This is a genomic window from Rhodoferax sp. GW821-FHT07F03, from assembly GCF_059418745.1.
The window spans coordinates 1-14,719 of record NZ_JBWKQM010000013.1; the positions used below are offsets into that span (position 1 = coordinate 1).

Genomic DNA, 14,719 nt, shown 5'->3' on the forward strand with positions numbered 1-14,719 from the left:
TCACGAAACTCGATCTGCGCACAGGGCAACGCCATAGTTGCGCGTGTGGGAACCGGATTTTTTTACAGCCTCGTTAGTCATATCGGAGTCCTTCTGGAGGTAACAATGGACCTGCCGCAGAGCCTGCATGCCACCTAACGTTGTCTGAGGCTACATCGAGCGATTTGCTGCCAGTTTTCAGCCTTGCTGGAAGCCGTGATACGGGCCACAAACGTCTAAGAGTTCCAAGCCCGGGAGTTCCCTTTCCTTCTCATGGTGTTGGGCTACCTGTGGGCCAAAAGATGCAGCGGGGATGTTCGTTCGTGCAGCTGCGCAAACGGCTCATGTTCTGCATCATAGGGAAAACAATATGACCATCTTCGGATGGAGATTGACGTGGGCGATGCTAGCGTCCGTACGTTCAAGGCTAGGCATTTGGCTAATGAGGCAGACTGTTCAGTCTGTGCCGGTGCAACGCCCCATCAATTTGTAAGCTCGATAAGATTCCGCGCACATCGAGAACTGCGACGTGTGCCCTATCATGGAGGGTTGCATGTCGCTATCCATCGGCCCTATCGGTGCATTTCCTCCTGCGATTTGAGTTTGGGTTGATGGGCACGCTGGAGCTAAGACGTTCTTTGGCGAAATGTGTCCTAGCTATTCGTTCATAGGTACTTTGGCCTCCGCTGTTTGGAATGCGATAGCAACAATTTTCTGTCCGACAACTTTATCCCCTCATGCACATACCACTCGAAATATCCGCCTCCAAACCGGACAACGCCAACGGCGGACTTAAGATTTTTGATGTTTCTGGTGAAGAGTTTATCTATTGCCCCGTTAGAAATCGGGCGTATAAGGTAAACGCAAAACCTGAAGAAAAAGTGCGATTTTGGTGGCTATATCGATTAAAGAATGACTATGGGTATTCGTTTGATCAGCTATCTGTTGAAGTGTCCGTTAAGGTGGGGTCAACTGAGGCAAAGAAGAAGGCTGATATTGTTGTTTATACAGATAGCTCAAAAAGAACGCCTAGGATTTTTATCGAGGTAAAGAAACCTTCTCGAAAAGATGGTGTAGATCAGCTGAAGGTCTATATGAACGCAACGGGTTGTCGTCTTGGAGTCTGGAGTAACGGGTCTCCTCCACATAGTTACCTTTTACGTCTTGAGCCCTCTGGTTCGCGAGAGGAGGCTGATTGGCGTGAGTTGAGGAATGTACCTCGGAAAAAAGAGCGACTGGATGATGTTGACTCTCCAATAACTCGTAAAGAGTTGGCCCCGGTAACCGATTTTTTAGATATTTTGCGAGAGTGTGAGGATTATATTAAAGCTCACGAGGGTGTAAGTCCCTTTGAGGAGTTGTTTAAACTTCTATTTGCTAAGTTGTACGATGAGCGCGTCAATTTAAAAAATGATGATTCCCCTGCGCAATTTCGAGTCGGAGTCTTTGAGGCTCCTGAGGAAGCCCGGCGGCGAATTGAGGATGATTTGTTTACTCCAGCAAAAAAGCGATGGAGTGGCGTGTTCAAGGAAGGCGATCAGATAGGATTGACCGATCAAACACTCGCATTTTGCGTGTCGGCTCTTCAGAAGGCTTATTTGTTGAAGTCTGACTCGGATGTTTTGGGAAATGCATTTGAGGTCATGATTAACCCTGGCATGAAGGGAGACAAGGGGCAGTATTTTACGCCAAGGCATGTTATTCAAATGTGTATTGATATACTTGATCCGACTGAGCATGAGACCATTTATGATCCGGCTTGCGGGAGTGGCGGTTTTTTAATTGCTGCAATGGATAAGGTTTTTAAAAAAATTGAAGTTGATAGAGATGATCCTAGTGAGGTGATGGAGAATCAAAAGGATTACGCGTCTCAAAATGTTTTTGGAATGGATTACGATCATACTATTGCTAAGGTTGCCAAAGCATATATGTTGATATGGGGCGATGGGCGCTCAAATATTGCTGTTTGTGACGGCTTGAATGAGGACTCTTGGTCGGATGATGCGCTGTCAAAATTTACAACGGGCAGTGGAAAAAGTCGTAAACCAAAGACTTTTGATATTATTGCAACGAATCCTCCTTTTGCTGGAGATAATGCTGCGGAGGAAACTATTGCAAAATACGATCTATCAATGAAGCCTGGTATAAATGGTCCAGTAAGAGCACAGAAGGTCGCTCGCGATAAGTTGTTTGTTGAGCGGTGTATAAAAATGCTGTCGCCCTCGGGAAGGATGGCAATAGTTCTTCCCCGTGGTACGTTAAAAAACTATACGGACGAGTATGTTCGTCAGTATGTCCTCAAATTTACTCGAGTCGTTGCCGTTGTTGGGCTCGGGGGTGAAATGTTTAAGCCGTTCACTAATACAAAAACGTGCATTTTATTTTTGCAGAAACGGATAAAGCCGCTGGAATCTATGGGTCAGGCAAAATTGGATCCTCCAATTGTTTATGCGGTAACCGAGCGTCCCGGAAAAGATCGTAGTGGACGTTTAATTCGAGACGAAAGTGGACAGATTGACTCTGATTTGGGTGAAATCACTAAGTACGTCAAGAAAAATATTTCATTTCACTAAGGCATCAATGGCACTGCTCGCAATTCGTTCTATCGCCGATGGGTTACTTTCTGTCGGAGACGCTTCAGCGCTCACCGTAAACCATATTTTTGAACCTGAGTATCATCAAGAGAAATACGTTGATGCATGCACCATGGTTGCCTCTATGCCTGGTGCATTTCAGCTTGGAGCTGCGCCTGGTTTAAAGTTCGGTCCAATAAGAGGAACTCAGCCAGCGTATGTGGATGATGATAATGATCCCGACTCACTTGAGTATTTGGGTATGGTACGGTCGGATGGGACTGTGGTAAATGGACTTGACAAGGTTGAGAATATATGTGCTCTCAAATCAAATTGCATTAGGCGAGGATATGTAGATTTTAGTCTCGCGCGATCTGTTTCTGCTGAGTTTCATCGGAGCAAAAAAAAGGCACAGGCTCTGCCCAACGATATTTTAATTAATTCAACTGGAGATGGGACTATCGGACGCGTTGCGGTTTTTAATACTTCATTTCCCGCTATGGTGGATGGTCATATTTCAATTGTTAGATTTGATGATCCCGAGGATGCCTGGTATGTAGCTGCTTTTTTGCTGTCCGATTTGGGGCAGAGACAAATTTACCGATATATAAATGGTTCTAGCGGACAAGTCGAAATTTACCCTCAGGATTTAAGTCGAATTTGGATAAAGCCACCTAAATCTAAAGTACATAAGAAAGTAGTTGCCGATGGGCTAAAAGCGGCAGCAGGAATCCACTTGGATTTTTATAAAAAACTGCAATCTGCCTTGACTGCAGTTTGAGCTGCCGTTGGTAAGGTAAGTGCTCATGGCCTCTTGCTATGAGTCTCGTCACTTGTTAGGTGTGAGTTCGCGGTACATATGCGGTACAGTCACCATGTTTGGCTTGCTTCGCTAAATTACGCTAAGTTACTGTTGCGTATGTACTTTTAATTTTTGTTGGTTACGGTCGTGAATGCTTGATTTGCCTAGGCACTGTGCTTTAAGAGCAAACTCATAATCCTTTGGTCGAGTGTTCGAGTCACTCACGCCCTACCATTTATTCATGCGCCTCAGCGCCTATTTTGGGTTCTGGGGCGTTTCTACAATTTCGATTTAATACTGCTGATGTCTTGGGTCTGCTCGCATTGGGTCCAACAACAACATTAACTTTGCCATCAAACTCAACGTAGATATCTTCGAGTGCTGTGAAATTCTTTACTTTTGCACTGTGAACATGCATTTTTTGTGCCGAATTAATTAAAGCCGAGATTGGCTATGGTTGATTATTTGATGGGTTTTACTGCCCACACTAGGGCATCACTGAATGATATAGTTTTCTAGTGCTCTAGATTTTTGTGGCGAACCAGTATTCGCTATCTCCAGCATTATTTTTCTTGGTGAATAAGGCTTTTATATTTTTGTTGGAGGTTGAGGAGTCTCTTTTGGTTGAGTTGTAGAGAAAGGATCTAATCGATTCGGCTGCATATTCTTTGTTGTTGTCTTGTGTGATCTTTTCTCGGGTTATCCAATCACGAAAATCTTGTTGTGTGAATGGTTCATTGAGATCGCCCGATACGGTTGCGGCATGAAGTTTTTTGATAAGGGGCATATGCAATTGGTTGGTTGCTGCATTTCGTTTGACATTGAAGATAAAAATTATCTCTTTGACTCGTTGTTTTGCAGGTCGATATGTTGGTATTGCGCTACCAGCACCTTCACGATTGAACCGTAAGCGATGAGCAGAGATGGTCGCAATTCCATACTTTAAGTCTGAAAATGAAATTTGTGCGGCTTATTGTTCCCTGAGTCCACGAAGTGCCGACATGAGCGAGCGGTATTCGCACTGTGACGAGGCTTCCATGGCACAGCAAGAGCCCCCACGCTTCTATTACGCGGCAGCAAGATCGCGGCGATGCGTCCCGCATTTGCCATCTACATCAACAGGGCTGAGTGCCGATCGACTCTTCAACGCCCCTAACCAGCTCTGATCCTGAGGTGCCAAGGGCCACCGCTACTCGAAGAATCACCCCGAAGGACGGTGACTTCATCCCCCGCTCCAACTGACTCACATAGGACGTGTGAATGTCAGCACGATGGGCGAGCTCTTCCTGAGAAATCCCACAGGCAATTCGCATCTTCTTCACATGCTTGCCAAAGTGTTCTTCTGCTACGCCCATCTTTCGATGGTCCGTGTCTACGCACTATAGTGCCAGAGACTATAGTATCAGTTGCAGCCGTTCATCACTCTTAGTCCTCCAGTCAACCCAAGCCTATGCGCTGCCGAGGTGCGCCATTTCGCAGGTGTGGAGGCGGATGGGCTCTTGCCAGCGGAGTGATTTGAATATGGTGCTGGTTATTGGTTCTGGTTAATTAATCTTTGGGGATAAATAAATCAATTATTTGCCAATAAAGATCTAGTTGAGATTTTTGAGTTTCTATGTGATTACGGATTTCCGCATTGTATTTATTCTGGCTAAAATTATTTTTAACTAATTTATGAAAGGTGTTGGGTGTAAGAGTTAATCTTGGTTTTTTGGATCATAAACAACGAGGGAGAATATTTTGCGCGGTCAAATTTTGGATTATGCGGTTAGGACAAATTCAGGTGTCATATCTGCTGAGGATGGAAGTCGATTTGAATTCTCAGGTGCGGAGTGGAAGAGTTCCAATGCACCTACGCGGGGAGCCTGGGTAGACTTTGTCCATAGCGGAACTACTGCCACGGAAATCTATACGGCACTCGCTCAGGGAGCCAAGCAGGCAGGTGGTCGGAGTAAATCGACCATCACCTTATTAGCATTGTTCCTTGGGATATTCGGTGCCCACAAGTTCTATATGGGTGCTTGGGGGTGGGGAATCATCTTCTTGTTGATCTCTTGTTTCGGCGGTCTTGCTTTTGGCGCGCTTCCGATACTTATTTTTATGCCATTCATTGCCACGATGATCGAGGTGGTTCGCTTTATCCTCATGACGGATAACGAGTTCCATGCCAAATTGAGTGAATACAAGCCGAGCCCCTTCGGCAACTTTTGGTAAGCCGGGTATTACTCGCTACTTTTCATTAACTAACTAGGAGGCACACACGCCACTGCTTTTACTTCACCACTATTTCAACCCACCACGCCCTTGGTCTATACCCTGGGCGTTTTTTTGTTTCTAGAGAGGAGTTTTCTATGATCGCGTACGTGTTAACTATGCACAAGGGCACCTATGCTTGTGCTAAATGATCCAACCTTGACTGCTTCAATTGGGGATCGGGATATTGCGCAGTTTGCGGATGCCCGGTTTGCGATGCTGAGTTGTGACGAAGCCTACGATCCTGCGATCAACGGGTACTTTGTTTTGCTGGAGGCCGGGGATCACCAAGACGAGCTGAATGGGCAGTTGGGATTTCCAATTATGGAAAACCGGTTTGATGGCATTCGGTTCGGAGAACAGGGGTTCTGTCCTAGCTTTGAGTTCGTGGAAGATCACACAGGTTTCTATGAGATGGTCTTCGTCCTCAGTGATGACGGCTACGGCATAGAACTCTTCATTCCCAAATCGGAAGGTATCGACCCCGACCTGTTATCGATGTGCCAACAGTATGCGATTCGCTCACAAAGGGTGTCCATGCCATGAGACACGACACATCACCACCAACAGCCACCTTCGGGTGGTTTTTTTGTTTCTGGGCCTTGCATAGCGCCCTGATTGGGCTTGTTGGCTGCAATCTCCTAGCCACCACTGGCAAGCATCAAAAACTGAGGAAAACCGCGTATCTGTAGTGAAGGACATGGGCCTTCAAAACCACCATCAACCAACGGAGAAATGAAATATGAAATCGAAACACACCACAGTAGCTGGATCCACCACTACAAGGGTTCTCAAAATCGCAACCTGTCCCACTTTGTCTGCAAAGTCCACTTTGACGTACCACGTCGGATACAGGGCCAACGCAGAGGTGCTCTTCAGGATCTATGGCAACAGCGGCGGCGGCTTTTATAGCAACGACTGGATTGCAGTCAGCGAGATCGAACGTACCCTGGGAAAGCAGACCCTGATCAGCAGCGTATCGATACAGCCTGTGTGCAAGGGCAAGTCGGCCAATACCGCAGGTTTCGTGCTGGCGGCGCTGAAGCAGGAAGGCTTAGTTGCCCGCTCAACGGAGAACCCACGCCAATACATCCGCAACCCATCTGAAGCCTTTATGGCCTCGGTGAAGTTGCTGGTGGACGCAGGGGTAGATCTGGACCCAGAGCAAACACCAGTATCCAAAACGCCGCCTGTGAAGGTTGCAGCATCACCTGCCCCTAGCGCATCCAAAGAAATCAAACCCACCGCCTAAATCCCCTGGGCGGGAGTGTCTTTCCCATGGTCACTCAATGCCATTGCTTCTAAGTCGTTGAAGCACAAGGCACTTTATTTTCTCGTACTGGTGGTTGGCGCAATGCCGACCAAAAACCGACCCATTTCACCCAAAAAAGGATCTTGATGAAAACCATCACCGCTATTACCGTGATCGCCTGTCTTTCTGTTGTCGTCCCCTATGGAGGTCGCTGGATCGCCGCTGTGGTGATTGCAATCCTGTGTGCTCTATTTCCCAGGACCGTCCTGGTGGTGCTGTTGGCCATCATCGGCATCGGTGTGCTTTTGTTCCTGCTTGAAAAGGAAATCAACCGATGACATCGCAGGACTTTCAAGATGGGCGGCATCTGACCATGGATGGCTAACGCTCCGTTCACCATCTGACTGCTGATTTCCCTAGCCTTCCTCCATCCCCTGTTTCTATGACCACTGAGATTGCTTGGTTCTGCCTTGTGCAGAGGCATTGCCACGTCTGGATTCAGGGGAGGGCGGGAGGCACCAATTCATCCAAGGAGTTTCTGATGACCGTTTCCACTTCGGCACCTCGTGAGCTTTTGACCGATGCGCAGCGCGTCAAGTTCGTGGCCAGTCTATTCAGCGTTTCTTGTGTGCTCCGATGGGGGTACGTCACCTATTTTCAAGTGCAGGAGCGCAATAAAAAATATCTGAAATAGCTTGGAATTTTTTCTGTTGCTGGTTTAACATTTGAGGTGCATCTGGATCACTGGTTTCCGATCAGTAAAGGTTGCATATGCTTGGCTCGGAGTCATTCGAGTCAAGAACGGAAATGTTGGCACTCGCGGCCCTCGTTTCTAAAAAACCCAAGTGGGAATAGCGCACTGGTGCAAAGCCAGTTTGCTTGCCGATACATGAGTCATCTCGTACATCGGTGTTTCGTTCATGAACTTGCTTCATGAAGTCCCCTAAGAAATTTTCGCTATCGTTTTTGTACTTCTACTATTGCTTGGGAGGTTTGGCTATCCGTCAATATTTTTAGCTTCAATCGTTTTTCTCTACCGTTCCTGGGTGGGTTTTTGATCCAGGGCTGGTCAGTTCGGCACGTTCGCTTTGTCGTGCACTACGGATCGGTAGTTGTTTGCAATTTTTTATATTTATTACTTTGATCACTTCATCTAACTTTTCCCATCCCTCCGAAGGGACCTCTTCGGGTTTTCTTTTGCCCTCACCTACAACCTTCAAGGTCGCCGTTTGCAACGATATGGCTGCCAATGGCGTGGGTGCCGTGCTAACCGTCACGAATCCGAGCAGTGCCCTTGGTCGAGCATTTGTGGTCGGCTCTGAGCAGTCCACCCGATCTGAGCTTGGACCTATTGTTGAGGATCATCAGTTCACAACACCTCTAGAGGCGCTAGCTGTTCCCGGCGATTCAGTGGACATGCAACTCGCAAGGGCGCAGGCCGTCATTCAAGAGGCTACTCAACAAGCCAAAAATGGAAACTTCTCAGCTGCTTTCGAGCGTCACGTGCTTGTCGAGCTTGCCTATCTGAAGAAGCACTATATGGCTAAATTTCAGCGTGCGCGGTTAGGCTTGCGTCAATCGAACAGGCTAATTAGTCTCGTTGAGTTGGACAAAGCTATCCGTGACTTGAGCATGATGGACGTGGTTGCTAAGTTAACCCACCATGGCTATGCAAAGGAAATCTTGATTCAGCTGACCGTTGATGGGCATTCCCCTGTCAGCTATCAGGGCCTTCTTTACGTGGTAGAGCGCCATAGTAGGCTTTGGAGGAAATGTACTTTGGACGAACTAGCGAAGGTAGTTGCGGTATCCCATGATGGCAAGGACAACTGCAAACGCAATGGTGACTACCTTGGCATTTCCAAGCATGCGGTGTCACTAGTCGATAGCTCGGATTTCTTTGAGAATGCTGATATCGGATTGGCTTGCAAGGATGGTTTCTATCGAGTTGTTGGTGATACTTTTAGGCTGGAGCCTTTAACACCGTCGCTTCGGCAACGGGTGCAGGTAGCCTTCTCTCCAACGGAAATGGCGACCCCGCTATTCGACGAGTTTTTACAGGAAACTTTTGCCTCCAATGATGCCGATGAGGCAACTCAGCAACGGATATTGGTGCAGGAGATTGCAGGGGCCATCATGCTTGGGCTGGTACCTCGGCACCACAAAGCCTTCCTCTTCTATGATCCGATTGGACGTGCAGGTAAAGGCACGCTCGAAAAAATACTGCGGCAACTGGTACCAAAGGAATTCACTACTGCTGTCACACCATTCCAATGGAATGAAGAGTACTACGTCGCAAATTTGCAAGGTTCACGCTTGAATGTCGTTGGTGAGCTTGATGACGGTCGTTCTATCCCGGCAGCTGAATTCAAGTCGGTGATTGGTGGCGACCTCATCACGGGGCGTCACCCCGGGGGCAGGCCTATGGATTTCACAAATGAAGCGGCACATGTGTTCACGTCGAATCATTTTGTCCGCATCAGTGAGCATACGGAGGCTGTCTTCGCTAGATGGCTGATCATTGAGTTTCCGAATAGCCTCTTGAAGTCAGGGCGTTTACCCGATACGACGCTCGCTGATCGTATTGTTGAGTGCGAGATTCCCGGCATTGCCCACTGGGCATTGGGTGGGGCGGCCCGGTTGCTTAAAAATAAGAAGTTCTCTCCGTCTAAAGCACATGACCGCCTTATGAAGAAATGGCGCTTGGGCAATAGTTCGCTGAACGAGTTCATCGACGAGTGTTGCGACCTCGTTCCTCAAGACCAGTTTGTCCGCAGGTCTGATCTAAATAAGGCCTATCGAGAGTGGTGCCGTGAAAATGGCCGAAAGGAATATGTCAAGGCTAAGGTGAAAGGCTTGCTGGAGCACAACATTCCATTAGGCATCAGCCATGCCACGCTGCATGGAATTGAGATTTTTCGAGGGGTGAAGTTCAAACCCACCGAAGCAGAAGTGGCGGCGCAACTGACGATCGATAGCCGCTTCTAAGGCCATCATCTTCGCTGGAGCTTCACACCGCAGAAATGGTTGTGATGCCTCTCCTAGGGAGGTGGTAAAGGTGGATTTTTTAGACCACAACCTTTCCTAAAGGAAAAAGTAGTTCCGTCCTGGTGGTTCCTTCCATAGAACCTCTAGGGCGGGCCCCCTGGCGTGGGTTTTTCCCACCTTTCCCACCACCTCCTCCTCGCTGCCGTTGCCCCTCAACCGGTAACGCGTCCTGACCAGAGCAGGCCACCTCACAGACACATCCATCTATGTGCGTGTGCTGGGTCCGTCTGTCTCCTTTTCCGTTCGTCGAAATCTATCTGCGTCTGGAGCTTCTTGCTTCAGGGCGGAGTTATGCCGTTCGTTCAACAGCTTCCATCAACAACAACTCCTTCCCCCCATACGGAACACCTCTATGAAAAACCGATTTCCAGAAACCACGACACGTAGCAATACGCAGTCGATTCAGTCAGCACTCTCCACCAATTAAGAAAGGAAACCATGGCAATCATCAAAAATCTAGACCAGTCTTATATCGATAACAACCTCACGTGCCCCCCAGGAAAACAGAAGGATGAGCTGGTCGATCCCCTGCGGACCGGCCTGTATATCGAGGTTCGTGCAAGTAGTCCTGGGCAGGGTACCTATTACCTTCGCTACAAGGATGCCGCTAGCAAGACCTGCCACCAGAAGCTAGGGCGCACCACTGAATTCTCCTTGGCAGAAGCCCGTAAGAAGGCCAAGTTAGTGAAGGCATCCATCACCATGGGCGCAGATCCACGGGGTGAAGAAAAGGCAAAGAAGGCTGAGCCCACCCTGACAGCATTCTTCGACGATTCATATCTACCCTATGTGAAGCCTCGCAAGCGGTCCTGGAAAAAAGATGTTGGACTGTTCGAGAAGTACGTGAAGGAGAAATTTGGTGCTCGGCGCTTGAGTGACTTACGTCGCCAAGAGGTCCAGGAGTTCCATGCGAGCTTGCTCGATAGAAAGCTGTCACCGGCATCTGCTGACCATGTTGTCAAACTGCTGCGGCAGATGATGAACAAGGCAGTGGAATGGGATGTGATTGCCGTGAGTCCCATCGTGCGGATCAAACTGTTCAATGCCGACAACCGGCTTGAGCATTACATGGAGCCGTCCCAACTACAGGGGCTGTTGAATGTCTTGCAGGTTGATGACAATCGAGCAGTGTGCAATGTGGCGTTGTTCTTACTGAGTACAGGGGCCCGATTGAACGAGGCGCTGGATGCGACATGGGACCAAGTTGACACGCAATCACGTGTGTGGCGCATCTCTGCTGCAACCAGCAAAAGCAAGCGGGTTCGGTCGGTACCACTGAACGATAGTGCCATCGAGTTGTTGGGTGTCTTGAGAAATCAAGATCCTGATCGGAAACACACACACCTGTTCATCAGTGGCAGAACCGGTGAGCGTCTTGGCAATGTCCATAAGGTGTGGGATCGGCTGAGGATCAAGGCGGCGCTACCGAATCTACGGTTGCACGATCTTCGGCACCAATTTGCATCGTTCCTGGTCAACAACGGGCGTAGCCTATATGAGGTGCAAAAGATCCTGGGCCATTCAAGCCACTCCGTGACGGAGCGCTATGCCCATCTCAGCTCAACGTCATTGATGGATGCTGCAAACACGGCCTCCGCGATGATCAAGGGGGCTATGCCTGCAACGGTGTAAGCAAGGTTAGAAGGTCGTGGGGTCCCTCCATTTAGGGGCTCCACGGTTTCTTCATTCTTGCAAAAATCTCATTTCTCTTTTTTTCAAGATGTTTTCTTGTGACGCTGGTGGCCTAGTGTCGAAAGTGCATGAATCCCTAATTCAAATATATCTTTTTTGCAACCATCTATTTGAGGATGTATTGCGAGTACGTTAATTAAATATTTTTTGTAAGCCTCCAGTTTTCAGGTCGAAGCGTATAAATTACACAGTCTAAAGTAATGATGACACATGAGTTTGCTGATGGGGATGTGGTTGATCTGGTTTGAGAGGCTTCCACTATGTGCGTAAGATCATACTGGATCGATATAAGAATGGGCAAGCCAATCAATTTTAACGATTTATAGTTGTTAAACGTTATAGCTATGTTGATGGTTCCACTTTTTTCATAAATTGGCATCCGCCAGTGGTCATGATTGGTGCGGCTCTAAAGCAATAATGCCAACTAAAAGTATCCTGTCAAGATTGGGCTTCTTTAGATAAGCCTATAGTACCAGTCCATTGATGAGTTTTAAATAATCAAAATAGAAATAAATGCTGACCTATTACTCTAGTCCTGCGGCAAATGTTGTATTTTCATATCCATGTATTGTTCTAAATGATTCAAAATGGGATGATTTTGGATTTAAAACATTGTTTTATGTTTATTACTATGAGTCAAATGAAAAGCCACGAGTTCCAATTGGGGAAATAAAAATTGGCCAACTAGGGCAAAAGTCAGGGCGCACAATACTACCTGTAAAATTTACAAAACTTGATCCCCTATATTTTTCATTGGGTCAATCGAGTGAATATTACCAAAACCTTAAGGACAAGGTTAAAAATTCAAAGATAAAACCACTCAGTGCTTTGCGTGACCTCAGTACAGTTACTGAGCTCGACAAAATTCATGAAGAACCAGTATTCGTGCGATCGCTTGCTAGGTCACTAGGCTCTCTTGAACGAGCAATTCCTTTTGCAGCCGAAAAAAATTTAAAATTTGATTTTCATTGTCAACTCAACAATTCAAAAATTGATACAAGGCTCAGTTTTGAATTCAACAGCGATGAAATTGTCCCGGGAAACATTAACGTTTTAGTGGGAAAAAATGGAGTAGGAAAAACGCAACTTTTGACCAATTTAACCGGCGCAATCATAGGAGTTGAAAACTCAGAGCAGGTTGATAAGGTCAGAAGAAAGATATCGTTGGTTATTGCTGTTTCCTATAGCGTTTTTGATAGATTTTTTCTGCCTTCTGGGATAAAGATACCAGTAAAAAGTCATAAGCGAACGTATTTAACAGACGAGCTCAAGTATAGATATATCGGCTTGCGCGAAGAAAATAAAGCCAGTGGGGGCATTCGAATAGCCGGGCCAGTTGCGCTCAGTCGCACATTCACTGCCGCTATCACAAAAATAAGAAGTGAGAATTCTTATGATAACTGGTTTTTAGATATGCAGCCCATCTTGTCTGATGCCGGTATAAACTCCCCAGCTATCACGGAGCGTGCTCTTCAAATAAGATTTTCTCAATTGGGTGCGGGGCACAAAGCGACTTTGTCTATTTTAACGAGATTGTTCTCTGAGATTAAAGAGGGAAGTCTTGTTTTAATAGATGAGCCTGAAAATCATCTTCATCCCGCTCTGCTATCTATGACGATGACCGTGCTTAGAGCTATTCTCAAGAGAAATAAATCGAATGCTATTATTTCAACGCATTCGCCACTTGTCGTTCAGGAGGTTCCTGCAAAATATGTTCAAGTCATTAAAAAGACGGAGGGTATTATATACTCTTGCGGACTGCCCAGAGAGTCTTTTGGGACGAGCATTGATACGCTAATAACCGATATTTTTGGAGTTTCTGGAGAGCTGAGGAACTACGTGTCAGTCTTAAATGATCTCGCAAAAACAAAAACGACAATCGAAGAGCTTGATAGGGATTTGCAAAATCCACTGAGTTTTGAGGCTCGAAGTTACTTCAAGAGCATTGGAAAAAACAGTGTTTAACAAGACTAGTCCATTAAAAAATAATGATGAAAAGTATTTGCGAGATATTATTGGGGCCTCTCGAAAGCCTAGGCGCACACATTTAATGGCCGGGCAACTAGCGGTAACACAGTCATATGCAGATTACGCCAAAAATTTAACCGCGAATGGTGCGCTGGCGCCTTTGCCTTTGACCGACGAGCAGCATTCAGCCTTTTATGATCTTTATGATAGTAAAGCAAAGACTGTTTTACTCGCCAAGGCGCAAATATTGGAAATATTTGGAGCTGATTTTTGTCCGTATTGCGGTATCGATATGGCTTCGCCATTAGATCATTTTTTACCTCGAAGCATTTTTCCAGAATTTTCTATTTCAACAAGAAATTTGGTGCCGTCGTGCACTTCTTGCAACACACTGTATAAATTAACTGAATGGGGTGCGCCTCCAAACTCAAAATTTCTGCACCCATATTTCGATTTAATTCCAGCCGTTCAATTCCTTAAATGTGATACTCAAGTTAACATCGGATCCCAAGTGAGTCCTGGGGATATTACCGCTAGATTTTATATAGATAAATTTGGGCCTTGGACTGGTGAGGTGTTGGATTCACTTAACCTAATAGAGTCGCACTTCAATAACTTGAATTTAAATATCCGTTATATACAAAAATCTACTGCTCAATCTATTCCTGAAGTAAAAAAGGTATTAGAAGCTGAGCCAGCCTTTGTTGGAAAGTTTACTGCAGTCACAGAGTATTTTTCCGGTCGATTAAAGGTGGCGGCACAGAACTCTTGGGAAAGTGCATTTTTGATGTCGCTTTCAAAAAATGTGATTGATATTTGCTTAACAAATTGGCCGTGAAGTGGGGGCTTGTTCACTCCCCAGATGATTGCCCCTGCGTAAGCCGTATAGCCGAATCAATCTGCGGCACATTTAATGATGGCGCCAGTAGTCCATGCGCATCCATCATGGTTTAAGTAGCTCTTCTTATGCAGAGTCTGCAGGCGGCACAGCAGGTAGAATAAAAAGAAGAGTGTGAGGCTGCTGATTGACCGCCAAGAGGTGTGTCAAAGTCAGTTTGGCCGATCATTCGGTTTCGGTTCGGCTGATCGAGCGTAACTCGTTGATCTGCATGGGGAAAAACTCTGTCAAAAAGCAGAGACACCATAACAGTT

The 14,719-nt window shown here is 46.6% G+C and carries 13 protein-coding genes; 11 read left to right on the forward strand and 2 right to left on the reverse strand.

Going from position 1 to position 14,719, the window contains the following annotated elements; genetic code table 11:
• The first annotated feature begins 716 nt into the window (after positions 1-716).
• Both AC07R0_RS19770 and AC07R0_RS19775 read left to right on the forward strand, forming a co-directional pair.
• On the forward strand, positions 717-2,552 hold the full coding sequence (locus AC07R0_RS19770) for a type I restriction-modification system subunit M (protein WP_495106112.1): 1,836 nt from the start codon (positions 717-719) through the stop codon (positions 2,550-2,552).
• Between the two features lie 7 nt (positions 2,553-2,559).
• Complete coding sequence (locus tag AC07R0_RS19775; protein ID WP_495106113.1) at positions 2,560-3,333, forward strand: restriction endonuclease subunit S domain-containing protein; 774 nt, start codon at positions 2,560-2,562, stop codon at positions 3,331-3,333.
• Between the two features lie 544 nt (positions 3,334-3,877).
• Here AC07R0_RS19775 and AC07R0_RS19780 read toward each other — a convergent pair.
• Together AC07R0_RS19780 and AC07R0_RS19785 are read right to left on the reverse strand one after the other, a co-directional pair.
• The gene (locus tag AC07R0_RS19780; RefSeq protein ID WP_495106114.1) at positions 3,878-4,141 is read right to left on the reverse strand and encodes a hypothetical protein; all 264 of its coding nucleotides are present in this window, start codon (positions 4,139-4,141) and stop codon (positions 3,878-3,880) included.
• Between the two features lie 328 nt (positions 4,142-4,469).
• Positions 4,470-4,709 carry a helix-turn-helix domain-containing protein gene (locus tag AC07R0_RS19785; protein WP_495106115.1) on the reverse strand — a complete coding sequence of 80 codons (240 nt, stop codon included), beginning with the start codon at positions 4,707-4,709 and terminating at the stop codon, positions 4,470-4,472.
• 385 nt (positions 4,710-5,094) lie between these two features.
• Here AC07R0_RS19785 and AC07R0_RS19790 point away from each other — a divergent pair, with 385 nt between their 5' ends.
• From AC07R0_RS19790 to AC07R0_RS19830, 9 genes are all read left to right on the forward strand, one after another.
• A complete protein-coding gene (locus AC07R0_RS19790) occupies positions 5,095-5,568 on the forward strand; it encodes a TM2 domain-containing protein (RefSeq protein ID WP_495106116.1) in 474 nt (157 codons plus the stop codon).
• A 198-nt stretch (positions 5,569-5,766) separates the two neighbouring features.
• Complete coding sequence (locus AC07R0_RS19795; RefSeq protein ID WP_495106117.1) at positions 5,767-6,153, forward strand: hypothetical protein; 387 nt, start codon at positions 5,767-5,769, stop codon at positions 6,151-6,153.
• A 196-nt stretch (positions 6,154-6,349) separates the two neighbouring features.
• On the forward strand, positions 6,350-6,859 hold the full coding sequence (locus AC07R0_RS19800; protein ID WP_495106118.1) for a hypothetical protein: 510 nt from the start codon (positions 6,350-6,352) through the stop codon (positions 6,857-6,859).
• A gap of 146 nt (positions 6,860-7,005) precedes the next feature.
• Positions 7,006-7,197 (forward strand): hypothetical protein, encoded by a 192-nt coding sequence (locus tag AC07R0_RS19805; RefSeq protein ID WP_495106119.1) that lies wholly within the window; start codon positions 7,006-7,008, stop codon positions 7,195-7,197.
• A 203-nt stretch (positions 7,198-7,400) separates the two neighbouring features.
• Complete coding sequence (locus AC07R0_RS19810; RefSeq protein ID WP_495106120.1) at positions 7,401-7,553, forward strand: hypothetical protein; 153 nt, start codon at positions 7,401-7,403, stop codon at positions 7,551-7,553.
• A gap of 422 nt (positions 7,554-7,975) precedes the next feature.
• A complete protein-coding gene (locus AC07R0_RS19815) occupies positions 7,976-9,847 on the forward strand; it encodes a DNA primase family protein (RefSeq protein WP_495106121.1) in 1,872 nt (623 codons plus the stop codon).
• 498 nt (positions 9,848-10,345) lie between these two features.
• On the forward strand, positions 10,346-11,539 hold the full coding sequence (locus tag AC07R0_RS19820) for a site-specific integrase (RefSeq protein WP_495106122.1): 1,194 nt from the start codon (positions 10,346-10,348) through the stop codon (positions 11,537-11,539).
• Between the two features lie 573 nt (positions 11,540-12,112).
• Positions 12,113-13,564, forward strand: coding sequence for an AAA family ATPase (locus AC07R0_RS19825; RefSeq protein WP_495106123.1), 1,452 nt, complete (start codon positions 12,113-12,115; stop codon positions 13,562-13,564).
• On the forward strand, positions 13,557-14,405 hold the full coding sequence (locus AC07R0_RS19830) for an HNH endonuclease (RefSeq protein WP_495106124.1): 849 nt from the start codon (positions 13,557-13,559) through the stop codon (positions 14,403-14,405). Before AC07R0_RS19825 ends, AC07R0_RS19830 begins: the two co-directional genes overlap by 8 nt.
• Positions 14,406-14,719 lie beyond the last annotated feature (314 nt).

Bases quoted from the DNA above. Each gene is read 5' to 3' on its own strand.
- AC07R0_RS19770 (WP_495106112.1), top strand. From the start codon at position 717: ATGCACATACCACTCGAAATATCCGCCTCCAAACCGGACAACGCCAAC.
- AC07R0_RS19775 (WP_495106113.1), top strand. From the start codon at position 2,560: ATGGCACTGCTCGCAATTCGTTCTATCGCCGATGGGTTACTTTCTGTC.
- AC07R0_RS19780 (WP_495106114.1), bottom strand. From the start codon at position 4,141: ATGCCCCTTATCAAAAAACTTCATGCCGCAACCGTATCGGGCGATCTC.
- AC07R0_RS19785 (WP_495106115.1), bottom strand. From the start codon at position 4,709: ATGGGCGTAGCAGAAGAACACTTTGGCAAGCATGTGAAGAAGATGCGA.
- AC07R0_RS19800 (WP_495106118.1), top strand. From the start codon at position 6,350: ATGAAATCGAAACACACCACAGTAGCTGGATCCACCACTACAAGGGTT.
- AC07R0_RS19805 (WP_495106119.1), top strand. From the start codon at position 7,006: ATGAAAACCATCACCGCTATTACCGTGATCGCCTGTCTTTCTGTTGTC.
- AC07R0_RS19810 (WP_495106120.1), top strand. From the start codon at position 7,401: ATGACCGTTTCCACTTCGGCACCTCGTGAGCTTTTGACCGATGCGCAG.
- AC07R0_RS19820 (WP_495106122.1), top strand. From the start codon at position 10,346: ATGGCAATCATCAAAAATCTAGACCAGTCTTATATCGATAACAACCTC.
- AC07R0_RS19825 (WP_495106123.1), top strand. From the start codon at position 12,113: ATGCTGACCTATTACTCTAGTCCTGCGGCAAATGTTGTATTTTCATAT.